The following is a 23,971-nucleotide window of genomic DNA, read 5'->3' on the forward strand; positions in this document are numbered from 1 at the left end:
AGCTAATGGCCGGCCAGAGGAACTAGCCAACGCAACAGCATCAGCCTTGAACTCATCAGAATAGGTGGGTCGAGAAGACATGAGAACAATCCTTTCAAAGACTGTCTCAGATCAGTAGTACACCTCAGTGCTCACCCCTTCGCCTTCGGACCAACTGCTGATCGGTGTCGTCGAGATAGAAGAACCGCTCCAGATGGTTCTGCGAAGGTTCTCCCACGAACCGCCCGAACGCGGCGGCCTGCGCATCACTCAAGAATGCAACTGGCACAACCTACAGACTACCGACAGCCACGTAGCAGAGGGCTAAACACGCAATCCTGTTCCACTACTACTCAGACCCAGTGTTGGAATCTAGTGCGGCTCAGCGTCAAAGCTGCGGAACATTGTCCTCTGGGGCCCGCTGGCACCGCCAAGGTATTGACCGTGGTCACCATAGCCAGCTTTGCGGTAGGCACGGAGCCCCGGTACGTTACGTTCGTTGACGGAAAGTACGACGCCGGACTGCTTGCTTTGGTGCCTAACGTTTAGGCGCCTGGCGGCCAGCACAGCAGCTTCCGCGGCCTTGGTGCCAAGACCTTGTCCTTGGAATCGTTTGTCGATCAGAAGCCCACGCAAAAGCCACACAGATTCATCATCAGGCCACCCAGCTAGGGTGGCTGCTCCGTATTGAAGCGTCAGTACGCCTACTACTTCACCATTGGCTTCAATCGCGAAGGGGAAGCGAGAAATGACCTCGAGCCCGATCAAAGACATTTTGAGAGCGTCTCTCACAAAGTCATTTTGATCGGGCTCAACGGCCAGTTCAGCAATGTCGCCAAGTTTGATAGCAAGCGCGTCCGCACTCAAATCCTTGAGGGGAACAAGCCACACTATTGCCTCAGCGTTTTGCACTCTTTAGAGCACTTTAGACAGGAAGTCTTTAGTGCGCTGTTCTTGAGGGTTACCAAAGAGTTGTTCGGGAGTCCCTGACTCACACACGTAACCATCAGCCATAAACAACACACGGTCTGCGACTTCGCGCGCGAAACCCATTTCGTGAGTTACTAGCACCATGGTCATGCCCTCTTTTGCGAGGTCCTTAATAACTTGCAGAACCTCCCCCACCATTTCGGGGTCCAAAGCCGAGGTGGCTTCGTCAAAGAGCATAATGTCCGGGCTCATCGCCAGAGCTCGTGCAATAGCCACACGCTGCTTCTGACCGCCGGAAAGCGAAGCTGGGCGGGCATGTGCCTTCTCGGAGAGTCCCACGCGATCCAGGAGCCTCGTAGCGTTCGCCTGGGCCTCTTGCCGGGTCTGCTTTTTTAGCTCTACCGGCGCCAGCATGATGTTTTCAATCACGCTCATGTGAGGGAAGAGGTTAAAGTGCTGGAACACCATCCCAATATGCCGGCGGACCTCGTTGATGTCACACTTTGGATCTGTCAGGTCAAAGCCATCAACATTCACCTGGCCAGCAGTAATTTCTTCTAGCTTGTTCAAGCAGCGCAAAAAGGTGGACTTGCCTGAGCCTGAGGGGCCAATAACGCATACCACCTCGCCTTCAGCAACGCTCGCGTCGATTCCCTTGAGAACCTCGTTGGTGCCAAAGGACTTCCGTAGACCCTTAACTGTGATTTTCATCGACTCTTTCGCGGCAGTCTCCTGCTCAACGGTGGTGCTCATTTGTTGAACCTCTTATCAACGAAGTTAGCGAGTTTGGTGAGCAGCATAATGACCACAAAGTACATTGCGGCAACAATTAGCAGCGTCTCGGTAATACGGAAGTTGCCTGCGTAGATCTGCTGACCTTGGTAGAGCAGTTCCGCGAAGCCAATGGCCAAAAGCAATGACGAGTCCTTGAGCATAATGATCAACTGGTTGATCAATGAAGGAGTCATGATCTTAAAGGCCTGTGGCACAACAACCTTTTGCATGGACTTGCCGTAGCCCATACCTAGGCTTCGGCTGGCCTCGAGCTGGCCCGGGTCAACTGTCTGAATAGCACCACGGACAATCTCAGTGATGTAAGCACCCGAGTTCAAGCTCAAGGTCAGTACGGCGGCTACCCAGATGTCTATCGGCTTTCCGGTGAGCTGCGGGATACCAAAGTAGAAGAAGAATGCCCAAACCAGCAATGGTGTGCCACGGAAGATGTTAACGAAGGTGGTGGCAATGCCGCGCAGCACGATGTTGCGGGAAATCTTCATAAAGCCCATCACCAGACCAATTATCATGGCCACGATAAAGGAATAGATGGTTACCAGTACCGTATTGCCAAGACCCTTAAGCAGACTGGGGAAGCTCTTGACCACCAAGTCCCAGAAGGTGCTGGGGGCTGCGGCCGCAGGATCCTTGAGGTATTTGTCTAGGGTCTTGTTGTACTCGCCGTTAGCTTTCATCTCCGCAAGGCCCGTGTTAAAGGCGGCGAGCAGCTCGGGGTTTTGGCCCTTGTTGACCGCGAAGCCGTAAGAGCCGCCCTTTTCCTTGTCCGTGACGGACTTCAGGCCGTTGTTCTGGCTAATGCCATAAGCCAGAACTGGGTAGTCATCAAAGACTGCAACAGCGTTGCCGGACTTCACCAATTCATACATTGTGGCGGACTGGTCGAGTGCTTTAACAGTGAATCCGTATTTCGCCTTGATGGAGTTAGCAAAGGTCTCGCCTTCGCTACCAGTCTTAGCGGTTACGGTTTTCCCACGCAGGTCTTCGTAGCTCTTGATGTCGTTGTTCGACTTGGCCACAGCCATCTGAACGCCGGACTCAAAGTAAGGATCGGAGAAATCGTAAACTTTCTTGCGCTCGTCGGTAATCGACATACCGGCAATAACACCGTCCACCTGATTCGAGGACAACGCTTGGAGGGCCGCGCTAAAGCCCAAGGACTTGACTTCTACTTCGAAGCCTTGGCTCTTGGCAATGGACCGGATGAGGTCCATGTCAATACCTGTCAGTTCGCCGCTGTCGTCGCGAAACTCAAATGGCGCAAACGTGGTGTCGGTGCCAATAACGAACTTTTTACCCGATACCGCGACTGGCTGGTTACCATGATCGGCCGCCAAAGCAGCTGGCGCCGCGACACCAACAACCATCGCTGCCGCTGCCAGAGCCGCACCGATCAGCACGAAGGTTCGGCGGATGATTCCACCGGACCGCTGAACTGTTTGCAAAATAAACAACCCCTCAATAGGTCTTGGCATCGCAAAGTAATACGACGCAATATCCAAAGAGACTACCGGCAATCAGTCCTGGATCGGGATTAGTGACCGTAGAACAATCTCTCAAATGCCGCGCGTGACCGTCGGGTCAGGCGCAAGTAGTCCTCTTCAAAATCTGCTGCATGGCCAGCCGTGTAGCCGCACCATCGCGAGACTGCTTCTAGATCACGGCGAGCAGTGGGCAGGACGTCCGAGGCTTTTCCTGACCAGATGACGTTTGCCGAACGCACCTGGCTGGCCAGTTCCCACGCAGCGCGCAAAAGCTCGGCGTCTTCGCGTTGGACAAGCCCGGCGGCGGCGGCCGCTTCGAGAGCGTCCAACGTTGAAGTGGTCTGAAGTTCCGTGATGGTGTGCGCATGTTGGAGCTGCAGCAATTGCACCAGCCACTCAACATCACTGAGCCCGCCCCTGCCTAATTTCACGTGCCGTGCTGGGTCTGCGCCACGGGGCAGACGCTCTGCCTCAACGCGTGCTTTAACGCGGCGGATTTCACGAATTTCTTGATCTTGCAGCGTTGCTGGATAGCGGATAGGCCTGATGAGTTCAAGAAACTCCTCAGCAAGCTCGTCATTGCCTGCCATGGGGCGTGCCCGTAGCAGCGCTTGGGCTTCCCAAATCAGTGACCACCGCTGGTAGTACGCGCGGTAAGAATCAATGCTGCGGACCATTGGCCCGTTTTTACCCTCGGGACGCAAGTCCGCATCCATGAGCAAGGCGCGTTCGGCTCGGATGGCGGGCTTGAGCGGTTGAGTCAGATAGGCGTTGACATTAGAGACAATCGCCTTCGCTTGGCTTTGAGCCTCATCGTCACTAAAGCCTGGCCGAGCGCGGTGAACAAACAATACGTCAGCATCAGATCCGTAGCCGATCTCGCGGCCGCCTTGGCGCCCCATAGCCACCACTAATACATCCGTCATCAAAGGCTGTGACTCGGTGGCTGTGCGTTCAGCAACGTGGAGGGCACCAAGCACAGCGGCCCGGTCGGCGTCTGAGAGCGCTTTGGCTACCGTGCTGTGATCGATCAATTCTGCGGCATTGGCAATAGCGATTCGGAGAGTTTCCCGGCGCCGGATCATCCGGACTTGGCGCATGGCGCTTTCAGCATCGGTATGCCGCGACATTTTGGATTGAATCTCTTGCCATTGGGCTTCAAAGCTCAACGGAACCAGTTCTTTATCTGAACCCAGCCAGGCCACCGACTCGGGCGAGACTTCCAGTAAGTCGGCGATCAGCCGAGAATTGGAAAGCACGTGGCACAAACGTTCCGCTGCAGCTTTAGAGTCCCGAAGCAAGCCGAGATACCAATGTGTGGTGCCTAGTTCTTCGCTAATCCTGCGAAAGGCGAGCAATCCGGCGTCGGGATCAATGCCCTCGGCGAGCCAATTCAGCAAAACTGGCAACAATTGCCGCTGCAACGCGGCACGCCGGCTCACACCGGTGGTGAGAGCAGTGATGTGTTGCATAGCCCCCAGCGGATTGTTGTAACCCAGCGCGGCCAGACGTGCCTGTGCAGCTTCCGGACTCAACCGTGCTTCGTCGGAACTCAAGGACGCTGCCGTGTTCAAGAGCGGACGGTAGAAAATCCGCTCGTGCATTTCGCGGACAGCACGTTTGGTTTTAACCCATTTAGCGTTGAGTGCTTCCGGTGTAGCGCGTTCGGTGTGAATAGCGCCCTGCACGGATCGCGCCAAAGCGCGAAGCGCGGGTTCGCTCGTGGGCATCAAGTGAGTGCGCCGCAGCCCAAAAAGCTGTATGCGGTGTTCCAAAAGCCTCAAAAAACGGTACGCAGCGTCAAACTCAGCAGCATCTGCGCGGCCAATATAGCCGCCGGCAGAGAGGGCTGCGATGGCCGAAGTGGTGTCCCTGCAGCGCAGAGTTTCATCGACTTTTCCGTGCACTAATTGCAAAAGTTGAACAGTGAATTCAACATCGCGTAGTCCCCCGGCACCCAGTTTGATTTGGCGTTCTTCCTCGTGCGCCGGGATGTTGTCAGTGACCCGCCGTCGCATCGCTTGGGCAGATTCAACAAAGCCGTCTCGAGTTGCCGCGTTCCACACAAAGGGAGCCATAGCCTCTTCGTAACGCTGGCCTAGTGCCTGGCTTCCCGCAATACACCGAGCCTTAAGTAGAGCTTGGAATTCCCAACTCTCAGCCCAGCGTTTGTAATACTCCACGTGAGATTCAAGGGTGCGAACCAGTGGACCGTCTTTGCCCTCAGGCCGCAGATTCGGGTCCACTTCCCACAGCCCAGGCTCGCGAGCGTTACCTGAAATGGCCCGTGATATTCCTGAAGCAAGAGCCGTGCCCACGCTGTTGGCGCTTGCTGAATCAACACCGGGGGCATCAACGACATAAATAACGTCGACGTCGGAAACATAGTTCAGTTCCCGCGCGCCACATTTGCCCATACCGATCACTGAAAATTCGACGGCGGCGACCTGATCGGCGTCGAACTTTTGTTGCGCCTCGGCGCGAGAAACGGCCAAGGCCGCATCTATTGCGGCGCCAGCGAGGTCAGCCAGCTCAGCGGCAACTACCGGAAGGTAGTCCGCCGGCGAGGCGGCGCAGAGATCCCTGATTGCCAGTTCGGTCAAAAGCCGCCGGTAACGGATCCTCAGCGCAGTGTAGGCCTCTTGCCCCGTCAACGCCGCGACGGGTGCAAGGTCCTTGGGGTTTGCCTTGACGGAACGCAAAAGCTCACTTCGGGCAACCCCCGGGCTGATTGCCTGAGGCTCCGGGCTGGTCCGAACGTCCAAAACATCCAGATGTTCCGGATGCCGGATCAAAAACTCTCCTAGGGCTTCCGAAGCACCTAGAAGACGGAACATCGCCTCAAAATCTTTGCCCTCTTGGGATAATTTCTTGGCAAGGGCCGGATGACGTTCGATCAAACGCACCAGCGATTGCAAAGCCGTATCCGGGTTCGCTGATTGCGCCAAGGCCTCAAATAGCCAGTCTTGGCTAATTCCGTCAAGTTCCGGTGCGCCCAGAAATCTTGTGCCCTTGTCTAGATCACTGAATCCGGCTGTGATCAACTGGCGGGCAACGCTCATGGCCAAAACTTAGAGGATTCCCAAATTGCGGCTCAGCTCGTAAGGAGTGACTTGAAGCCGGTAGTCCTGCCATTCCGCGCGCTTGTTCCGCAGGAAGTTCTCGAACACCTGCTCCCCCAGGATCTCAGCCATAAACTCTGATTCCTCCATCTGGCGGAAGGCGTCATGCAGGCTCGAGGGCAAGGGGTCGTGTCCTAGTGCGCGGCGCTCAGCAGTGGACAAGGACCACACGTCGTCTTCAGCTGCAGCCGGGAGTTCCATCTCGTTTTCAATGCCTTTGAGCCCTGCGCCCAACAGCACTGCATACGCAAGGTACGGGTTAGCAGCGGAATCGATTCCACGGTATTCAATCCGGGCAGACTGCCCCTTACCCGGTTTGTACAACGGAACACGCACCAACGCAGAGCGGTTGTTGTGACCCCAGCTCAGGTAGCTCGGGGCCTCCCCGCCGCCCCACAATCGCTTGTACGAGTTTACGAATTGGTTGGTTACAGCTGTGAACTCTGGCGCATAGCGTAGGACACCAGCTATAAAGTGGCGCGCCGTTTTGGAGAGCTGGAATTCGGATCCGGCTTCATAGAACGCGTTGGTATCACCCTCAAACAAGGAGAAGTGGGTGTGCATACCGGAGCCGGGGTGATTAGTAAACGGCTTTGGCATAAACGTGGCATAGCTACCCTGTTGAAGCGCTACTTCCTTGATGACCGTGCGGAACGTCATAATGTTGTCCGCAGTCTGGAGCGCATCGGCGTAGCGCAGGTCGATTTCGTTCTGGCCCGGGCCAGCCTCGTGGTGGCTGAACTCCACCGAGATGCCCACGGATTCGAGCATGGTCACTGCCGTACGGCGGAAGTCTTGTGCCACGCCTCCGGGGACGTGATCAAAATAGCCGCCCTCATCCACCGGCACTGGTGCACCGTCCGGGCCAGGCTCTTGAGACTTCAAAAGGTAGAACTCAATCTCCGGGTGGGTGTAACAGGTGAATCCCATGTCCGCGGCTTTGGCCAAGGTTCGCTTGAGAACAGTGCGCGGATCAGCGTTGGAGGGTTCGCCGTCGGGCGTCAGAATGTCGCAGAACATACGGGAGGTCTGCTCGGTGTCGCCGCGCCACGGCAAAATCTGGAATGTGGCCGGATCTGGCTGTGCCAGCAAGTCCGACTCGTAAATTCGAGCCAATCCCTCAATTGAGGAACCGTCAAAACCTAGGCCTTCTTCAAAAGCGCCTTCAACTTCGGCAGGTGCAAGGGCCACTGATTTCAGTGAACCCACAACGTCCGTAAACCACAGACGCACAAAACGCACGTCGCGCTCTTCAATAGTGCGAAGAACGAATTCCTGCTGACGGTCCATGTGCGGCCTCATCTCCCACTCGGTTTCGGTGCCGGTCTCCCGTGATGGGATGGCAGCAACTTCTGACTCACTCTACTAATCATTGGGCCCCTACGTGCAGCCCAAGTCATTGTTTGAGACGCGCCGGATACTTGCGCCGCGTCACAGACTCAGTGGCAAGTACGGCAACTATCGCAATAAGCTCTACCTATGGTCCCCAGCGAAAGCCCCCTTGCCCCAGCGCCCACTGAAGTAAACGCCCCGTACGGCACAGGCCCTGCAGCGTCCGCGGTGGCGCCTGCTGTCACTTCATCGATCGCACCTACACAACGCCCCCGAGTGCGAATCCATCACTTGCAGCAGGCTAAAGACCAGGGCACACGGTTTTCCATGCTGACCGCATATGAGCAATATTCTGCTGAGATCTTTGACGAAGCCGGGATCGATATTTTGCTGATTGGCGATTCGGCGTCCAACAACGTCTACGGTAACCAATCGAGCCTACCGGTCACCGTTGATGAGCTTTTGCCGCTCAGCCGTGCCGTTGCTCGCTCCGCTAAAAGCGCATTGATCCTCGCTGATTTGCCCTTCGGTAGCTATGAAGCTTCTCCTGCCCAAGCCATCGGCACCGGAGTTCGCTTTATGAAGGAAGGTCTTGCCCACGCTGTAAAGATGGAGGGTGGCGCCTACTACGCCGACACCGTGCGCGCCATGGTGCAAGCTGGCATTCCCGTGATGGCTCACATCGGCTTCACTCCCCAAAGCGAGCACGCCTTGGGCGGATACCGGGTTCAGGGCCGCGGGGACGACGCACAACGGCTCATTGACGACGCCCTTGCCCTACAAGATGCCGGTGCTTTTGCCGTACTGATGGAAATGGTGCCGGCGGATACTGCCGCGAAGGTAGATCAAGCCCTCCGCGTTCCAACCGTGGGAATTGGTGCCGGTTCTTCCACCACCGGACAAGTTCTAGTCTGGCAGGATGCCATGGGACTTCGCTCAGGCAAAATGGCGAAGTTTGTGAAGCAGTACGCACATCTCCGCGATACAATGCTCGAGGCCGCGCGAAGCTTTAACACCGAAGTTCGTGACGGCAGCTTCCCTGGCCCCGAGCATTCTTTCTAGGGAACTACTCTTCGTCGCCCTTGTCCCACGCTTCATTGCGGGCCTTCACTTTTTCAAGGGCGTGCTCGGCTTCTGCCCGAGTACCGTAGGGCCCAATCAACTGGGACCAATCGGATTGTGCGTCTTCTTCCACTTCGTGGGTGTTCACGTTGTACCAAAACTCGGCCATGACTACTCCAATCGATCGGTTACTGCGGTTCTGCCCGCTAGACTCAATCTATGCCTTCTCTGACTTCCTTTGCACCTATCGGCACGCTCAGCAAAGGGCAAGTTGCGCCCATACTGCCCGTCCCTGGGTCCATTGCGCGCCCGGAATATGTTGGCAAATCTAGTCCTGCGCCGTTCACCGGTTCTGAGATTAAATCCGCAGAGACCATCGAAAAAATTCGAATTGCGTCCAAGATCGCGGCCCAGGCAATTGTTGCCGTGGGGGAAGCGATCAAGCCCGGCGTCACCACCGATTCACTGGACCGCGTGGGCCACGAGTTCCTACTCGATCACCAGGCCTACCCCTCCACTCTGGGCTACCGCGGGTTCCCGAAATCTGTGTGCACTTCTGTCAACGAGGTGATCTGCCACGGCATCCCTGACACCACGGTGCTCCAGGATGGCGACATCATCAATATCGACATCACAGCTTTCATTGGCGGCGTGCACGGCGACACCAATTACACCTTCTTGGTAGGCGACGTTGATGAAGAATCCAGATTGCTTGTGGAACGGACTCAAGAGTCCCTCAACCGTGCCATCAAAGCGGTGGCTCCTGGCCGGGAGATCAACGTGATCGGCCGGGCGATCGAATCTTATGCAAAGCGTTTTGGTTACGGAGTGGTCCGCGATTTCACCGGCCATGGTGTGGGCGAAGCGTTCCACAGCGGCCTGATCATTCCTCATTATGACGCAGCGCCCGCCTACAACACTGTGATGGAACCGGGAATGACGTTTACTATTGAGCCGATGCTGACCCTGGGTACCATCCAGTGGGACATGTGGTCCGATGATTGGACAGTCCTTACCAAGGATCGCAAACGTACCGCACAGTTTGAGCACACCCTTGTTGTTACCCAGGATGGCGCGGAAGTTCTTACGCTCCCCTAATCCGCACCATCGCACACCGTTTGCCCATGGCGAAGTCCGCCTGCAGAGAAGGAACTGACGTGTCTAAGAAGGACGAGAAGAGCAAGAACCACGCCCAGGTGATCGGTATCGACATCGGAGGTACCGGAATCAAGGGTGGCATCGTCAACCTGAAGGACGGCGAGTTGGTGGGCGAACGTTTCCGCATCCCCACTCCTCAGCCTGCCACCCCTGAAGCTGTTGCTGAGGTTGTTGCTCAGATTGTTGAAGAGTTGTCTTCTCGCAAAGGTGCGCCGGCCAAAGACACCCCAGTGGGCGTGACATTCCCGGGTATCATTCAGCACGGTGTGTGCTGGTCTGCTGCCAACGTGGATAAGTCCTGGATTGGCACCGACATTGATGCCCTCTTCACCGAACATTTGGGACGTCCAGTCGAGGTAGTGAACGACGCCGATGCGGCCGGAATCGCGGAGGCTCGCTATGGCGCGGGCAAAGGCGTAGATGGCACGGTTTTGGTGATCACTTTGGGCACCGGTATTGGTTCGGCCTTTATTTTCAACGGTCGCTTAGTTCCGAACGCTGAGTTGGGACACTTGGAAATCGACGGGCACGACGCCGAGTCCAAGGCTTCCGCTGTGGCTCGCGAACGCGACGGGCTGAGCTGGGAAGAATACAGTGTTCTGTTGCAGCGCTACTTCTCCCACGTTGAGTTCTTGTTCTCCCCTGAACTCTTTATTGTGGGTGGCGGCATTTCCAAGCGCGCTGACGAGTACTTGCCGCACATGAAGTTGCGCACCAAGATTGTCCCTGCCGAGCTGAAGAATGAGGCAGGCATTGTGGGCGCAGCACTTCAGATTGCTTTGCAGCACAAACTAACCAAGTAGATTTTGGTGCCGGTGGTGGCGGCGGCTTCCCCTCCGCGGCCACCACCGGAGTCTAGAGTTACTCGATTTTCTGAGCAGCAGCGCTGGAAGTTGCTGATGATGGCACAGCTTCCCGCCGCAATTTTGCGATGGCTTTTTCGAAGTCCTCGAGCGAATCAAAAGCTTGATACACACTCGCGAAGCGCAAGTAGGCCACTTCGTCGAGTTTCTGCAGCGGCCCAAGGATCTCCAGGCCTACCTCATGCGCTTCGATCTCAGCAGCACCACTAGCACGAATGTTTTCTTCAACTTCCTGCGCCAGCATAGCCAGATCATCTTCAGTCACCGGCCGGCCTTGGCAAGCCTTGCGGACACCGTTGATGACCTTGATGCGACTAAAGGGTTCGCCCACGCCTGAGCGTTTGATCACTGACAGGCTGGTGGTTTCCACCGTGCTGAAGCGCCGTCCACATTCAGGGCATTGCCGGCGCCTGCGGATCGCTGAGCCGTCATCGGCAATACGGCTGTCCACCACTCGAGAATCGGGGTTACGGCAGTAAGGACAATACATCCGGGGCTCCCCTCATCATGCGATTCCTCGTGGGTTCGACTGCAGGAAAACTAGCAGCTAGATCGTGATTCCGACCCAGTCTACGACTACATGTGGTCAAATTACAAGGATGTTATTACTACATGTAGTGGTTACGAAGGCTGCAGGTCAGTGAAGCGAATGGCCACCGCATCGCCATGGGCTGGCAGGTTCTCAGCGCGCGACAAATTCACAATGTGCTCGCTAACGGTCTGAAGCGAGGAGCGTTCGTAATTAATCAATTGAACCGAACGCATAAACGTTGTGACATTCAATCCCGAGGAAAACGCCGCCGTGCCGCTAGTTGGCAAAACGTGGTTGGAACCGGCGCAGTAATCACCCAGGCTGACAGGGCTGTACTCCCCCACAAAGATGGCCCCAGCGTTGACAATTCGAGTGGCAACGTGTGGTGCGTCCGCTGTCATAATCTCCAAGTGCTCTGCGGCGTAAGCGTTGCACACAGCAATGCCTTGCTCGATGGAATCCACTAAGACCACTCCGGATTGAACCCCGTTCAGGGCAATAACTACACGTTCCCGGTGAGTGGTGGCAGCCACTTGAGCGCGAAGTTCCTCAGAGACTGCTTGCGCCAACAAAGGCGAGTCAGTAATCAGAACAGCCGCTGCTTTGGGATCGTGTTCTGCCTGACTGACCAAATCTGCCGCAACAAACGCTGGGGTTGCGGTTGAATCAGCCAAGATCGCAATCTCAGTGGGCCCGGCCTCAGAATCAATCCCCACGGCCCCCTTCACCAGCCGTTTGGCAGTGGCAACAAAAATGTTTCCCGGGCCGGTAATAACGTTCACCGGTTCAATCCCATCCCCAGAATCATCGCCGGGCACACCGTACGCAAAAGTGGCGATAGCCTGCGCGCCGCCAATCGCATACACCTCGGTAATACCCAAGAGTTGCGCAGCCGCCAAAATGGTTGGGTGCGGAAGACCATTGTGATCTTTCTGAGGTGGCGATGCCAAAGCGATCGACTCTACCCCGGCGGCAAGCGCCGGGACCACGTTCATAATGACTGACGACGGGTAAACAGCCAGGCCACCTGGCACATACAGACCCACACGGCGAACAGGAATCCAGCGATTAGACACCACAGCGCCATTGTCCAGCCGGACGCTGCTGTCTTCTGGCCGCTGCTCGTCCGACACCAGAGTTGCCCGGCGAATGGACTCTTCCAAGGCTGACCGGACAGCGGGGTCAAGATTTTCCAGTGCACGGTTGAGTTCCTCAACCGGAATGCGCGGGTGACATTGTTCAACTCCATCAAAGGTTTGGGCGTATCCTCGCAGAGCGCCGAGACCATCACGCTGAACTGAAGCGATAACGTCCCGGACAATCTCTTCCGCCGAGGAAGAATCGTTGCCGTGGGTCCGCGGTAGGGCTGCCTTGAGCTCAGCAGTGGAGAGAGTCTTCCCCCTCAGATCCAGCATTCGTAGCACCACGTTAGATTCCGGGGTGCCCTGTGCAGGGTTGGCATCGGTCGCTTTGAAGGGCTGTGTAGTCACCGCACCATTTTAGCTGGATTCTTCTAGCTCACCGGCGCTCGGCGTACTAGGCTCACCAAGGACATACCACAGAGCATCACCGCTAGTGCACCCGGCCACGCGGTCAACAACGCCCACGAGCGCAGTGTGAAGTTCACCCCTGAGCCGGCAGGTGCACTCGTCAGCGGAACCCAAAAATAACCCAGCAACTGGCCTAGCTGCCACGCGATCAGCGAAGCCAAACAAGCGCCAACAATCAACGCCAAGAAAAGCGGCGAAGAGGCCCGTCCTGGGGTCCTGAAAAACACAACTAGAGCCACAATAATGCCCGCACCTACACCCACCGCCCCAAAAACAAGGTCTCTCGGGAACCACTGCATGGGATCCGCCGCGTCGCCCAGTATGCGGCCGCCCGGGGCCAAAAGCCACCACAACACGGCAGCCGGCAAGCCCAAAACCGAGGTGAGGGCCACGCTCTTGGCAAGTACCGTCGTCGAACGTTGCTCCCCTATAGGTGAGTTGCCAGCCAGCTTGCGCGCCGCCCATCGGGAAGTAGTCTGCGTGTTCTCGGGGCTCCATCCGGGCTGTTGACTCATGAAGTAAACATTAACAACAACTTCACCCTAGGCAACAAAAACTCTTGCTTTCTTGCCCTCGGCATTACTGTGAAAGCGTTCAGTGAAAGCAGACCGTATGGCTGCACGAACCTAGGAGTAGGACCACCATGACTGCCGAAGAACCAGCCTTCGAAGAAACGTTTAAGGAAATGTTTCGCCGCCATGCCGCTGGGGTGGCCATCATCACGGCAATGCATCAGGATCTCCCTTACGGGTTCACTGCAACATCGGTAGCATCGCTCTCCGCAAAACCACCACGCTTCACCTTCAACATGGCTCGGACCTCAAGCTCGTGGCCGGCCGTGGCCAACTCTGACTACATCGGATTGCACATGCTGGGCCTGGACAATCAAGCATTGGCTGACAGGTTTGCACGCACCAAGGATCGCTTCGGCGGTGATCATTGGGAGCTTGGGCCACACAATGTGCCGGTGCTCAAAGACGTCTCCGGGTGGCTGATCGGAAAAATCCAAACCCGCTTGTCCTTTGAGAACAACGCAGTGATTGTTGTCGAGGTTGTTGGTGGAACAGTGGGGCAGGCCGGGACTCCGCTGTTGTATCACGGCGGAAAATACTCTCAACCCACCCCTTTGGACTACGAGATCTAGGCGTCCAAGCAGGCTGGCCCCAAAAGAACTTTGAGATCCCCAAAAAGAGATGGGGAAGGTTCAACACGCAAATGTGCACCAAGCTTCATCACCTCCACCATCCGGGTACCACTGAGCCGAAGCTGAACCTCGCTGGTACCGGGGTGGTTTCGAAGAACGTCGCCCAGCTCCGTAACAACAGCCTCGGTGGCCTTGTGCGTGGGCATAGAAATCACCACCGGACCATTCAATCCCTCGCTCAGATCCGGGACGGAAAGCTCCATACAGTTCAGCGTGATTGCACCGTCATCCCGGCGCTGCAGGCGGCCCTTAATCACCACAATGAGGTCCTCAGCCAGTACCGATGCAATTGGCCCGTAGACCTGGCCAAAGAACATCACCTCAATGGAGGCGCCCAAGTCCTCAACCTCAGCGCGGGCATAGGCGTTACCGCTAGCCTTAGCGATTCTGCGGCTGAGTGAGGTGATCATCCCGGCAATGGTGACAATGGCGCCGTCGTGCGGTCCATCCTCGCTCAAAAGCGAGGCAACGCTGTGCTCTGAATGCTGGGTAAGAATTCCTTCAAGGCCCTGCAAGGGGTGATCCGAGACGTAAAGCCCCAGCATGTCCCGTTCAAACGCGAGCTTGTCTTTTTTCTCCCACTCGGGCAAGTCCGGGATTTCGGTGGTCAATGAGGACTCAGATTCTTGGTCCTCGATCCCGGCAAAGAGATCAAACTGCCCAATAGCTTCGTTGCGTTTGAGCGTAATGACTGCATCAATCGCTTCTTCGTGAATCATGGCCAGCGGGCGGCGTTTGTGACCCAATGAATCAAAGGCTCCAGCCTTGATCAGGGATTCAATGGTGCGCTTGTTACACACCACAGCCGGGACCTTCATCAAAAAGTCCTTGAAGTTTTGGTACGGCTCTTTCTCTTCGCGAGTGGAGACAATGGCATCCACCGCGTTGGCGCCCACGTTACGAATTGCACCCATCCCAAAACGGATATCTTCGCCTACAGGGGTGAAGTTCAAGGACGAATCGTTGACGTCCGGCGGCAACACAGTGATGCCCATACGCCGGCACTCGTTCAAGTACATGGCTGACTTATCTTTGTCATCGCCCACAGAGGTGAGCAGCGCTGCCATGTATTCCGGCGCAAAGTGTGCCTTGAGGTAAGCCGTCCAGTAAGACACCAGCCCGTAGGCGGCAGAGTGAGCTTTGTTAAAGGCGTAGTCGGAGAACGGGAGCAGGATGTCCCACAGCGACTTGATAGCGGCCTCAGAGAAGCCGTTAGCGATCATGCCTCCGTGGAAGCCCTCGTACTGTTTGTCCAGCTCTGACTTCTTCTTTTTACCCATGGCGCGGCGCAAAATATCTGCTTGCCCAAGGGTGAAGCCTGCAACCTTTTGAGCAATGGCCATAACCTGCTCTTGGTAGACAATCAGGCCATATGTGGTGCCCAAAATCTCCGCCAGTGGCTCTTCAAGCTGCGGGTGGATCGGAGTGACCTCTTGGAGCCCGTTTTTGCGCAAGGCGTAGTTGTTGTGCGAGTTGGCACCCATGGGCCCAGGACGGTACAACGCAATAACAGCAGAAATATCTTCGAAGTTGTCGGGGCGCATCAGCTTCAATAGCGAACGCATTGGCCCGCCATCGAGCTGGAACACGCCCAATGTGTCACCACGGGCCAATAGCTTGTACGCCTCGGCATCATCAATGTTGAGCCGTTCCAGGTCCAGCTCAATGCCGCGGTTGGCTTTGATGTTCTCTAGGGCATCGGAAATGATCGTCAGGTTCCGAAGACCCAAGAAGTCCATCTTGATCAGGCCGAGGCCCTCACTGGTGGGGTAATCAAACTGGGTGATGACCTGGCCGTCTTGGAAACGGCGCATGATCGGCACTACGTCGATGATGGGGTCCGAGGACATAATCACACCGGCGGCGTGCACACCCCACTGGCGTTTCAGGCCCTCAATGCCTAGAGCCGTTTCAAAGACCTTGGCAGCTTCCGGATCATTGGCTACGAGTTCGCGGAACTCTCCCGCCTCGCCATAACGCTTGGACTCTGGATTCTGGATGTCGCCCAGCGGGATGTCCTTGGCCATCACTGCAGGCGGCAAGGCTTTGGTGAGCTGCTCACCCATGCTGAAGGGGTAACCCAGAACACGTGAGGAGTCCTTGAGTGCCTGTTTGGTCTTGATGGTTCCGTACGTAACGATCATTGCGACACGCTCATCACCATATTTTTTGGTGACGTAGTCAATTACTTCTGAACGACGACGATCATCGAAGTCCACGTCAAAGTCAGGCATGGACACGCGCTCCGGGTTCAAAAAGCGCTCAAAGATTAGGCCATGACGCAGCGGGTCTAGATCGGTAATACGCAGGGCGTAAGCCACCATGGAACCGGCACCTGAACCACGGCCCGGACCTACACGAATACCGTTTTCCTTAGACCAGTTAATGAAGTCGGCCACCACCAGGAAGTAACCCGGAAAGCCCATTTTGGTAATAACGTCTAGCTCGTAGTCGGCCTGCTTTCGCACCGCCTCGGAGACACCGTCTGGGTACCGATAGGCGAGCCCCTTGTCCACCTCTTTGACCAGCCATGAGGTTTCGTCCTCACCTGGCGGGCACGGGAACTTGGGCATGTAGTTGGCGTTGGTGTTAAACGAGACTTCACACCGCTCGGCAATAAGCAAGGTGTTGTCGCACGCGTCCGGGTGGTCCCGGAACAGCTCCCGCATTTCGCGTGGAGACTTCAAGTAATAGCCGCTGCCACTGAAAGCGAAGCGGGATCCACCATTGTCATACGTAGGTTCAAGCAGAGTGGAACCAGATTGGATCGCCAGCAAAGCCTCGTGGGCCTTAGCATCATGCTCGTGTGTGTAGTGGAGGTCATTGGTGGCCACCAAAGGTATGTCTAGTTCCTTAGCGAGTTTGAGCAGATCTCCCGTCACACGGCGTTCAATGTCCAGACCGTGGTCCATCAGCTCACAGAAATAGTTCTCTTTGCCAAAGATGTCTTGAAACTCTGCAGCGGCCTCTAGAGCTTCCCGGTATTGCCCCAAGCGCAACCGTGTTTGGACCTCGCCTGAAGGGCATCCAGTGGTGGCGATGAGGCCTTCGGAGTAGGTGCTGAGCAATTCGCGGTCCAGCCGTGGCCACTTACCGAAAACAGAATCCAGCGACGCAATGGAAGATGCCCGGAACAGGTTGCGCATACCGGTGTTGTTGTAGCTGAGCAACGTCATGTGGGTGTACGCACCACCACCAGAGACGTCGTCGCGGCGCTGGTTCTCTTCACCCCAGCGCACGCGCCCCTTGTCAGTGCGCGCTGTGCCGGGGGTTACGTACGCTTCAACACCAATGATGGGCCGGATGCCTTTGTCCGTAGCCCGCTTCCAAAAGTCGTAGGCTCCAAAGAGATACCCGTGATCGGTGGTTGCCAGGGCCGGCATTCCAAGGCGCTCGGTCTCGTCGAACAACTCCGACAATCGCGCGGCACCGTCCAACATGGAGTACTCGGTGTGGTTGTGGAGATGAACAAACGAGTCATTGCTGGAAGTCACCCAGCTATTCTAGGCGCTGCCTTCAGCGAGCAGATCCAAGGCGTGCTGCAAGTCCTGCGGATAGTTGCTTGATACGGTGAATCGCTCCCCCGTGCGCGGGTGATCGAAACTCAATTCCCGGGCGTGCAACCACTGGCGTGTGAGCCCCAGCCGAGCGGCGAGTTTCGGGTCGGCGCCGTAGGTGAGGTCCCCTGCGCAGGGATGACGCAAAGCGGAAAAGTGCACACGGATTTGGTGGGTACGCCCGGTCTCGAGGTGAACTTCCACTAGGCTCGCTTTGCCGAAGGCCTCCAGTACCTCGTAATGGGTCACTGAGGGGCGGCCATCCTCGATCACGGCGAACCGCCAGTCATGGCCAGGATGACGGCCAATGGGGGCGTCAATGGTTCCCTTAAGCGGGTCCGGAAGGCCTTGAACTACTGCGTGATAGACCTTGTCAACAGTGCGTTCCTTAAAGGCACGCTTGAGAGCCGTGTAGGCCATCTCAGTTTTGGCCACCACCATCAAACCGGAGGTGCCGACATCAAGGCGGTGGACAATGCCGGCTCGTTCGGGGGCACCAGAGGTAGAGATGCGGTAGCCCGCGCCAGCTAGGCCTCCCACCACCGTGGGACCAACCCAGCCCGGCGAGGGGTGAGCTGCCACGCCCACTGGTTTGTCGATGACCACAAAGTCCTCGTCATCGGCAAGAATCTTTAGGCCTTCCACTTTCTCCTCCACAACTGCAAGCGGATCGCGCCGCTCCGGGGTGATGACGCTGATATTGTCCCCAGCACGGAACTTTGCCGATTTGCTGAGCGTCGCTGCCCCACCGGTGACGTTGCCTTCTGAGAGCAAAGTAGCTGCAGCAGAACGAGAGATGCCCATTAACGCTGCCAGTCCGGCGTCGGCCCTAACGCCGTTTAGTTCCTCGGGAACCGTAAATATTTGAGCCACCGTTACGCCTCAGATTCTGGTTCTGAAGGGGAAGCTGCCGCCGGCGTTTTGCCATCGATACTGATACCACGCAGCGTCAGCAAACAAATGATGACCACAGAGGACACCACTGCGGAGTCTGCAATGTTGAAGATGGCAAAGTTGGGCAACTGAATGAAGTCCACCACGTGACCCATTCCAAAGCTAGGGTCCCGGAACAGCCGGTCAGTGAGATTCCCTAGGGCTCCGCCTAAAAGAAGGCCTAGGGCCACCGCCCACCATCGCGACCCAATACGGCGCACCTGAGTAAGGATGGCAATGCAAACCACTGCCATCACGATCGTAAAAATCCAGGTTACGTTCTCGCCGATTGAAAAAGCCGCACCGGAATTTCGAATGTAATACCAATGCAGCAGAGGCGGCAGCACCGGAGTCCGTTCACCTTCAACCATGGTGGAAGTCACCCACAACTTCGTGAGCTGGTCGAAGGCGTAAGCAAAAATCGCCATCCCGGCAAAAAGTGACATAAGCAGCGCTCGGCGAGGTCGCTTGGCAGCTGGGCTGGCGTGGACGTTATCCATATGTGGCTCGGTGCTCATGTTTCTTTTCTGCGCAATGTGCGTTGATACTGGCGTTCGTTAGATCGTAGGCACGCTGGTCCGGATCCGCTGATTGTTAATGGAAAAAGCCGGTGACCGAGGAGTCCTCAGCCACCGGCTTTTAAGAATACTTCTTAGGCGTCAGCGTTGCTGTCCGAAGTGTCCGGGGAAGCAACCGAACCGCGGGATTCGAGATCGCGCAACTGGCCTTCGATGTAGGACTTCAGACGGCTACGGTAGTCACGCTCAAAGCCGCGCAACTGCTCGACCTTGCGCTCCAGCACGGAGCGCTGCTGCTCAAGAGCACCGAGAGTCTTGCGTGACTTCTCCTGTGCGTCGTTGACCAGGCTGCTGGCTTCGATCTGAGCCTCTGCGATGATCTTGTCACGCTGTGAGGCGCCGTCTGCAACGTGCTTGTCGTGCATCTGCTGTGCCATGGCCAAAAGGCCTGCTGCGGACTCTGCTGAAACAGAGTTGGGAGCAGCAGCAGCCGCCGGTGCTGCGACCGGGGCAGCAGCCTGAACGGGCTTGTCAGCCTCAGGAGCGGCAACAGGTGCAGCTTCCTTAGCGTCTGCAGGCGCCTTGGTCTCTTCCTTAGCGGCTTCAACCTTGGCGGCCGGAACTGCAGGCTTTGCCTCGGGAATCTTCTCAACCACCGGAGCGGCAGTCGTTGCCGCGGCGGGGGCGGAGCCGGAGGTCTCGGAGAGCTTCTTGCGAAGGTCTTCGTTTTCCTGCGTCAAGCGGCGGAGTTCGACGACGATCTCGTCCAGGAAGTCATCAACTTCATCCTGGTCATAGCCCTCGCGGAACTTGGTCGGCTGAAAGCGCTTGTTGACAACGTCTTCTGGCGTCAAAGCCATCTGGTCACCTCGTTGGTCTAGTTAGTCAGTAGGCCTTCCGGCCGATGAAACTACGGTACCTAATTATGGACTCGTAACTGTAATCCCGTGCCCATGCACGGGAAAATAGTTCCACAGGGAACACTAGACGAGAATTCGACTTCGTGCGCCGCATTCTCGTTTACTTCAGTAATTTTATGCGAGGCCGCTGAAAACACCCATCAGTACGCTCGTCGCAATAAAAAGAACAATGATGCTGAGATCAAGGGAAATTCCGCCCAATCGCAACGGTGGAATCCAACGACGCAAGAGCTTTACCACCGGATCAGTGACGGTATAGACCGCACTCGCTGTGATCAACGCCACCCCGCGCGGACGCCATTGACGCGCGAACATTTGCGTCCATTCGATGACGAGCCGGATGATCAAAGCTACAAAAAACAGCAGCAATGCCACGTAAATCAGGGCAAAAATGATCCCCACGGATGAATCTCGTTCCTCGATGGCTGCGACGGTTTACTACCGCGAACGCTAGCTCTGGTTGAAAAAGCTTGCCTGGTTTTCGCTGGACTTCTTGTCATCGCCAAGAACTTCAACGTAGGAGGGCGAGAGCAAAAATACCTTGCTCGTCACGCGCTCAATGCTACCGTGCAGACCAAAGACCAAACCGGCGGAGAAATCAACCAGACGCTTGGCATCGGCTTCACCCATGTCGGTGACATTCATAATGACCGGAATGCCGTCCCGGAAGCTTTCACCGATGACTTTGGCATCGTTGTATGAACGGGGGTGAATTGTGGTGATCTGACGCAATCCAGTGCTTTCTTCGCGGGCAGCAGCTGCTCGTTTAATAGGGGTTACCGGGGCCCGGTATTCGGTGTCAACAGCAACGGGGGCTGATTCACGCACGGGTGCACTCGAGCGCACTTCTTCACGGTCATAGTCCACGGAGTGGTCCTCGGTCTTCGGTGCGATCTGGTGGGTCTCAGCCTCGTAGTGTTCGTCGCCATCAGCGAGCCCAAGATAGATCATTGTCTTGCGCAGCGCGCCAGCCATGGTCGACTCCAATCGTGTCTGTTCTGGGCCGCCCTAGAAGTTTCTTCGAGGTTGGATTCCGGCCCACTGATCCCAACAATCATGACGCTACCGTATGGGCGGACGCGGTCCCAGAACATCCGAACCTATCCTTAGGTGTGTCGCGCCGTAACGAATGGCATGTTCTAGATCTCCGCTCATTCCCGCCGAAATGTAGCGTGCATGAGGGAATTGTTGCCTAAGTTCACGTGAATGTTCCGCGAGCTGCGCAAAGGCTGCGTCCGGATCGCTTCCCAGTGGCGCCACCGCCATCACACCATAGAGTTCAAGTCCGACGGCGGCATCTACTGCCGCACCCAACTCTAAGAGCTGCTCGGGGCTGGCTCCTCCCCTGCCGGCTTCGGCGGACGGGTCCAGATTGAGCTGGATAAAGCACTGAAGATCCGGACGGTTATTTTGTTCTTGTTCGGCCACGACGCCTTTAGAGAGCGCTGTCACCAAAGAGAGACGGTCTACCGAGTGCACAGCATGGGCGTAGCGCGCCACGGACTTTGCCTTGTTGGTTTGGATTTGGCCCACGAAGTGCCACTTCAACGCCAATTCGCCGAGTTCCTGGCTCTTCGGCGCGGCCTCTTGGTCCCGGCTTTCACCCACGTCCTGGACACCCATTGCAGCGAGTCTGCGAATGTCTTGAGTCGTGTGAAACTTGGTCACAACAACAAGTTCGCAAGCGCCGTCTTCGCGCCCGGCAGCTGCCGCCGCTGCACTGATGCGCTTCTGGACCGCCGTGAGGTTGCCGCGAAGCTCCACACTTCGTTGGTCTGGCTCGTGAGTGTTATCCAGTGAATCAATCGACTGTGAGTCATTCATGCGTACTCCAAATGAGTCCGGCGAACCGGCCTGATCGTTGATCTCGCCGGTGCGAGTACAACCCCTGATTTTCGAGGGTGCATTCGCCGCGGTATTTGATTTCTACACCCGCGCGTTCCAATTGTGCGGCTGCGGCTGCGGGGAGATCTAGGGCCGGGGTCCCCCAGCTGGTTTCTTGCCATGCGGCTGGTTCGAGCGCGCTCACGTCTTCACGCATTGAGGTGGGAACCTCGTAGCACTCGCCACAGACGGATGGTCCCATCCAAGCGCTGATGGCCGTGGCGCCAGCTGCTCGCAATTCGTCAACGGTTTTACCGATCACGTTGGCTACCACGCCCGGCCTGCCGGCATGAGCCACTGCAAAAATGGGTGCCGCATTGCTGTCCCGCGCGAAGAACACCACGGGAACACAATCCGCCACCATCACAGCCAGCGGAGTTCCTCGCGAAATCATGGCATCAGCTGTTGGCGCTTGCCCCGCGCGCTCAATCATCGCAACATCGTTGCCGTGGACTTGGCTCATGTACTGAAAAGCAGGAATCCCGGCCGCGGTCGCCAAGGTAGCTCGCCGTTGATGTACTGCGTCTGGATCGTCATTGACGTGTAGAGCTAGGTTCCCGGCATCAGTGCTTGTAAAAGCCACGTGTATTCCGGGTTCTACTTCGCCTCGCCACCAAAACATGGAAGCTACCACCTTTGCCGTTACAGAAAACAGCCCGGCAGCCGTGTGGCCGCCGGGCTGTTCGCCACAAAATCTCTAGAACCAACTGTTCTAGAAAAACTGTTGAGTTTGAAGACAGACCGTTACTTCAAGAAGTCCGGAACATCTAGGTCATCCGAGTGGCTACCGGAAAGATCCGGTTCCACAACGGCGGGCAGGTCAGCGTCGAATCCGCTGTCGGAAGGAACCGCTGCGGGACGCTGCTGACCCCAAGCACCCAATCCAGCCGAGGCAACGGGAGCTGCCTGCTGAGGTGCCGAAGACTGCTGGTATCCACCGGACTGGTAGGAGCCCTGCTGCGGTGCTGAATGCTGCGGAGCTGAAGCAGGGGCCTGCGGGGCTGCGGGGCGCTGCTGAGCGGCGGGCGGCTGTTCCATGGACGGCGAGGTGGCCTTTACGTCGTCGAACCCAGCAGCAATCACCGTAACGCGCGCTTCGTCGCCCAGCGCGTCATCAATAACCGCACCGAAGATGATGTTGGCTTCCGGGTGGGCCACTTCCTGAACCAGGCGAGCAGCCTCGTTGATCTCAAAGAGACCCAAGTCTGAGCCACCCTGGATCGAGAGCAGCACACCGTGTGCACCGTCGATGGAAGCTTCGAGCAACGGCGAGGCGATTGCCAGTTCAGCCGCCTTGACTGCGCGGTCTTCACCTCGTGCCGAACCAATACCCATCAAAGCCGATCCTGCACCCTGCATCACAGACTTAACATCTGCGAAGTCAAGGTTGATCAGACCCGGAGTGGTGATGAGGTCGGTGATGCCCTGAACACCGGAAAGGAGTACCTGGTCCGCAGAGCGGAAGGCGTCCAGAACGGAAACGTTGCGGTCGCTGATCGAGAGCAAGCGGTCGTTCGGGATGACAATGAGTGTGTCCACCTCGTCACGCAAAGCGTCGATGCCGTTCTCAGCCGAGGTGGCGCGTCGGCGTCCTTCGAAGGTGAACGGGCGAGTCACAACACCAATGGTCAGTGCACCGAGCGAGCGAGCAATACGGGCGACGACGGGAGCACCACCGGTACCGGTTCCGCCACCTTCACCGGCAGTCACGAAGACCATGTCCGCACCGCGCAGAACTTCCTCGATCTCATCCTGGTGGTCCTCGGCTGCCTGACGTCCAACATCTGGGTTGGCGCCCGCGCCCAGGCCTCGGGTGAGTTCGCGTCCAACGTCGAGTTTGACGTCAGCATCGGACATCAACAGCGCCTGAGCGTCCGTGTTGATGGCAATGAACTCCACCCCGCGAAGACCAACGTCGATCATGCGGTTGACTGCGTTCACGCCACCGCCGCCGATGCCGACGACCTTGATGACGGCCAAGTAATTCTGCGGTGCTGCCACGTTACGTGTCCCTTGTTCGTGTCTAACTGAGAAAAATCTTATGCAAAGCTTGAAGCTATAAACCTTAACCCTCTAGTTGAGGCTTATAGTTATGTCAAGTAACTCTTGTCTGTGACGCTATTTCCAATGCCACGCACATGCAATGACCGG

Annotated in this window: 23 protein-coding genes; 4 read left to right on the forward strand and 19 right to left on the reverse strand. The window is 56.7% G+C overall.

Annotated features, from left to right (window positions below; all coding sequences use genetic code 11):
• Positions 1-124 precede the first annotated feature (124 nt).
• From ACQR35_RS12345 to glnA, 6 genes are all read right to left on the reverse strand, one after another.
• Positions 125-268 (reverse strand): DUF4158 domain-containing protein, encoded by a 144-nt coding sequence (locus tag ACQR35_RS12345; RefSeq protein ID WP_430270216.1) that lies wholly within the window; start codon positions 266-268, stop codon positions 125-127.
• Between the two features lie 83 nt (positions 269-351).
• Positions 352-891: a GNAT family N-acetyltransferase gene (locus ACQR35_RS12350; RefSeq protein WP_430270217.1), complete on the reverse strand. Its 540-nt coding sequence runs from the start codon at positions 889-891 to the stop codon at positions 352-354.
• 3 nt (positions 892-894) lie between these two features.
• Positions 895-1,662, reverse strand: a complete 768-nt coding sequence (locus ACQR35_RS12355; RefSeq protein ID WP_430268566.1) for an amino acid ABC transporter ATP-binding protein — start codon at positions 1,660-1,662, stop codon at positions 895-897.
• On the reverse strand, positions 1,659-3,176 hold the full coding sequence (locus ACQR35_RS12360; protein ID WP_430270218.1) for an amino acid ABC transporter substrate-binding protein/permease: 1,518 nt from the start codon (positions 3,174-3,176) through the stop codon (positions 1,659-1,661). Before ACQR35_RS12360 ends, ACQR35_RS12355 begins: the two co-directional genes overlap by 4 nt.
• Before the next feature lie 59 nt (positions 3,177-3,235).
• Positions 3,236-6,247: a bifunctional [glutamine synthetase] adenylyltransferase/[glutamine synthetase]-adenylyl-L-tyrosine phosphorylase gene (locus tag ACQR35_RS12365; RefSeq protein ID WP_430268564.1), complete on the reverse strand. Its 3,012-nt coding sequence runs from the start codon at positions 6,245-6,247 to the stop codon at positions 3,236-3,238.
• Between the two features lie 9 nt (positions 6,248-6,256).
• Complete coding sequence (gene glnA, locus ACQR35_RS12370; RefSeq protein WP_430268563.1) at positions 6,257-7,597, reverse strand: type I glutamate--ammonia ligase; 1,341 nt, start codon at positions 7,595-7,597, stop codon at positions 6,257-6,259.
• Between the two features lie 189 nt (positions 7,598-7,786).
• Here glnA and panB point away from each other — a divergent pair, with 189 nt between their 5' ends.
• On the forward strand, positions 7,787-8,701 hold the full coding sequence (gene panB, locus ACQR35_RS12375) for a 3-methyl-2-oxobutanoate hydroxymethyltransferase (protein WP_430268562.1): 915 nt from the start codon (positions 7,787-7,789) through the stop codon (positions 8,699-8,701).
• A gap of 4 nt (positions 8,702-8,705) precedes the next feature.
• Here panB and ACQR35_RS12380 read toward each other — a convergent pair whose 3' ends face one another.
• Positions 8,706-8,870, reverse strand: coding sequence for an SPOR domain-containing protein (locus ACQR35_RS12380; RefSeq protein ID WP_430268561.1), 165 nt, complete (start codon positions 8,868-8,870; stop codon positions 8,706-8,708).
• Between the two features lie 50 nt (positions 8,871-8,920).
• Between ACQR35_RS12380 and map the strand changes: the two genes are divergently transcribed.
• Together map and ppgK are read left to right on the forward strand one after the other, a co-directional pair.
• Positions 8,921-9,799, forward strand: coding sequence for a type I methionyl aminopeptidase (gene map, locus ACQR35_RS12385; RefSeq protein WP_430268560.1), 879 nt, complete (start codon positions 8,921-8,923; stop codon positions 9,797-9,799).
• 59 nt (positions 9,800-9,858) lie between these two features.
• On the forward strand, positions 9,859-10,662 hold the full coding sequence (gene ppgK / locus ACQR35_RS12390) for a polyphosphate--glucose phosphotransferase (RefSeq protein WP_430270219.1): 804 nt from the start codon (positions 9,859-9,861) through the stop codon (positions 10,660-10,662).
• 58 nt (positions 10,663-10,720) lie between these two features.
• Here the strand turns inward: ppgK and nrdR are convergent, their stop codons facing one another.
• The 3 genes from nrdR to ACQR35_RS12405 all read right to left on the reverse strand — a co-directional run bounded on the left by nrdR (position 10,721) and on the right by ACQR35_RS12405 (position 13,319).
• A complete protein-coding gene (gene nrdR / locus ACQR35_RS12395; RefSeq protein WP_430270220.1) occupies positions 10,721-11,212 on the reverse strand; it encodes a transcriptional regulator NrdR in 492 nt (163 codons plus the stop codon).
• 131 nt (positions 11,213-11,343) lie between these two features.
• Positions 11,344-12,669 carry a histidinol dehydrogenase gene (gene hisD / locus ACQR35_RS12400; RefSeq protein ID WP_430270251.1) on the reverse strand — a complete coding sequence of 442 codons (1,326 nt, stop codon included), beginning with the start codon at positions 12,667-12,669 and terminating at the stop codon, positions 11,344-11,346.
• 98 nt (positions 12,670-12,767) lie between these two features.
• Positions 12,768-13,319, reverse strand: a complete 552-nt coding sequence (locus ACQR35_RS12405) for a hypothetical protein (protein WP_430270221.1) — start codon at positions 13,317-13,319, stop codon at positions 12,768-12,770.
• A gap of 128 nt (positions 13,320-13,447) precedes the next feature.
• Between ACQR35_RS12405 and ACQR35_RS12410 the strand changes: the two genes are divergently transcribed.
• Positions 13,448-13,948, forward strand: coding sequence for a flavin reductase family protein (locus ACQR35_RS12410; protein WP_430268556.1), 501 nt, complete (start codon positions 13,448-13,450; stop codon positions 13,946-13,948).
• On the opposite strand, the gene dnaE is transcribed toward ACQR35_RS12410, so the two are convergent.
• The 9 genes from dnaE to ftsZ form a co-directional block, all read right to left on the reverse strand.
• A complete protein-coding gene (gene dnaE / locus ACQR35_RS12415) occupies positions 13,945-17,502 on the reverse strand; it encodes a DNA polymerase III subunit alpha (RefSeq protein WP_430268555.1) in 3,558 nt (1,185 codons plus the stop codon). The two genes, ACQR35_RS12410 and dnaE, sit on opposite strands and share 4 nt — an antisense overlap.
• A gap of 9 nt (positions 17,503-17,511) precedes the next feature.
• The gene (locus ACQR35_RS12420; protein ID WP_430268554.1) at positions 17,512-18,438 is read right to left on the reverse strand and encodes an RluA family pseudouridine synthase; all 927 of its coding nucleotides are present in this window, start codon (positions 18,436-18,438) and stop codon (positions 17,512-17,514) included.
• Positions 18,439-18,440: 2 nt separating this feature from the next.
• Entirely contained in the window at positions 18,441-19,016 is a 576-nt protein-coding gene (lspA, locus tag ACQR35_RS12425) for a signal peptidase II (protein ID WP_430268553.1), read from the reverse strand.
• A 134-nt stretch (positions 19,017-19,150) separates the two neighbouring features.
• The gene (locus ACQR35_RS12430) at positions 19,151-19,876 is read right to left on the reverse strand and encodes a DivIVA domain-containing protein (RefSeq protein ID WP_430268552.1); all 726 of its coding nucleotides are present in this window, start codon (positions 19,874-19,876) and stop codon (positions 19,151-19,153) included.
• A 174-nt stretch (positions 19,877-20,050) separates the two neighbouring features.
• Entirely contained in the window at positions 20,051-20,338 is a 288-nt protein-coding gene (locus ACQR35_RS12435) for a YggT family protein (RefSeq protein ID WP_430270222.1), read from the reverse strand.
• 48 nt (positions 20,339-20,386) lie between these two features.
• Positions 20,387-20,911 carry a cell division protein SepF gene (locus ACQR35_RS12440; protein ID WP_430268550.1) on the reverse strand — a complete coding sequence of 175 codons (525 nt, stop codon included), beginning with the start codon at positions 20,909-20,911 and terminating at the stop codon, positions 20,387-20,389.
• 87 nt (positions 20,912-20,998) lie between these two features.
• Positions 20,999-21,760, reverse strand: a complete 762-nt coding sequence (locus ACQR35_RS12445) for a YggS family pyridoxal phosphate-dependent enzyme (protein ID WP_430268549.1) — start codon at positions 21,758-21,760, stop codon at positions 20,999-21,001.
• The gene (locus ACQR35_RS12450) at positions 21,753-22,442 is read right to left on the reverse strand and encodes a polyphenol oxidase family protein (protein WP_430268548.1); all 690 of its coding nucleotides are present in this window, start codon (positions 22,440-22,442) and stop codon (positions 21,753-21,755) included. The genes ACQR35_RS12445 and ACQR35_RS12450 overlap by 8 nt, the downstream gene beginning before the upstream one ends.
• Positions 22,443-22,564: 122 nt before the next feature.
• Positions 22,565-23,821 carry a cell division protein FtsZ gene (gene ftsZ, locus ACQR35_RS12455; RefSeq protein WP_430268547.1) on the reverse strand — a complete coding sequence of 419 codons (1,257 nt, stop codon included), beginning with the start codon at positions 23,819-23,821 and terminating at the stop codon, positions 22,565-22,567.
• Between the last annotated feature and the right edge of the window lie 150 nt (positions 23,822-23,971).

This window comes from Pseudarthrobacter sp. J1738 (assembly GCF_050490315.1).
Classification (GTDB): domain Bacteria; phylum Actinomycetota; class Actinomycetes; order Actinomycetales; family Micrococcaceae; genus JBNPEO01.

What these genes read in the sequence shown, in the direction of transcription:
- ACQR35_RS12355 (WP_430268566.1), bottom strand. Translation starts at nt 1,662, where the DNA reads ATGAGCACCACCGTTGAGCAGGAGACTGCCGCGAAAGAGTCGATGAAA.
- ACQR35_RS12360 (WP_430270218.1), bottom strand. Translation starts at nt 3,176, where the DNA reads ATGCCAAGACCTATTGAGGGGTTGTTTATTTTGCAAACAGTTCAGCGG.
- ACQR35_RS12365 (WP_430268564.1), bottom strand. Translation starts at nt 6,247, where the DNA reads ATGAGCGTTGCCCGCCAGTTGATCACAGCCGGATTCAGTGATCTAGAC.
- glnA (WP_430268563.1), bottom strand. Translation starts at nt 7,597, where the DNA reads ATGGACCGTCAGCAGGAATTCGTTCTTCGCACTATTGAAGAGCGCGAC.
- panB (WP_430268562.1), top strand. Translation starts at nt 7,787, where the DNA reads ATGGTCCCCAGCGAAAGCCCCCTTGCCCCAGCGCCCACTGAAGTAAAC.
- ACQR35_RS12380 (WP_430268561.1), bottom strand. Translation starts at nt 8,870, where the DNA reads ATGGCCGAGTTTTGGTACAACGTGAACACCCACGAAGTGGAAGAAGAC.
- map (WP_430268560.1), top strand. Translation starts at nt 8,921, where the DNA reads ATGCCTTCTCTGACTTCCTTTGCACCTATCGGCACGCTCAGCAAAGGG.
- nrdR (WP_430270220.1), bottom strand. Translation starts at nt 11,212, where the DNA reads ATGTATTGTCCTTACTGCCGTAACCCCGATTCTCGAGTGGTGGACAGC.
- hisD (WP_430270251.1), bottom strand. Translation starts at nt 12,669, where the DNA reads ATGCTGGATCTGAGGGGGAAGACTCTCTCCACTGCTGAGCTCAAGGCA.
- ACQR35_RS12405 (WP_430270221.1), bottom strand. Translation starts at nt 13,319, where the DNA reads ATGAGTCAACAGCCCGGATGGAGCCCCGAGAACACGCAGACTACTTCC.
- ACQR35_RS12410 (WP_430268556.1), top strand. Translation starts at nt 13,448, where the DNA reads ATGACTGCCGAAGAACCAGCCTTCGAAGAAACGTTTAAGGAAATGTTT.
- lspA (WP_430268553.1), bottom strand. Translation starts at nt 19,016, where the DNA reads ATGAGCACCGAGCCACATATGGATAACGTCCACGCCAGCCCAGCTGCC.
- ACQR35_RS12430 (WP_430268552.1), bottom strand. Translation starts at nt 19,876, where the DNA reads ATGGCTTTGACGCCAGAAGACGTTGTCAACAAGCGCTTTCAGCCGACC.
- ACQR35_RS12440 (WP_430268550.1), bottom strand. Translation starts at nt 20,911, where the DNA reads ATGGCTGGCGCGCTGCGCAAGACAATGATCTATCTTGGGCTCGCTGAT.
- ACQR35_RS12445 (WP_430268549.1), bottom strand. Translation starts at nt 21,760, where the DNA reads ATGAATGACTCACAGTCGATTGATTCACTGGATAACACTCACGAGCCA.
- ACQR35_RS12450 (WP_430268548.1), bottom strand. Translation starts at nt 22,442, where the DNA reads ATGTTTTGGTGGCGAGGCGAAGTAGAACCCGGAATACACGTGGCTTTT.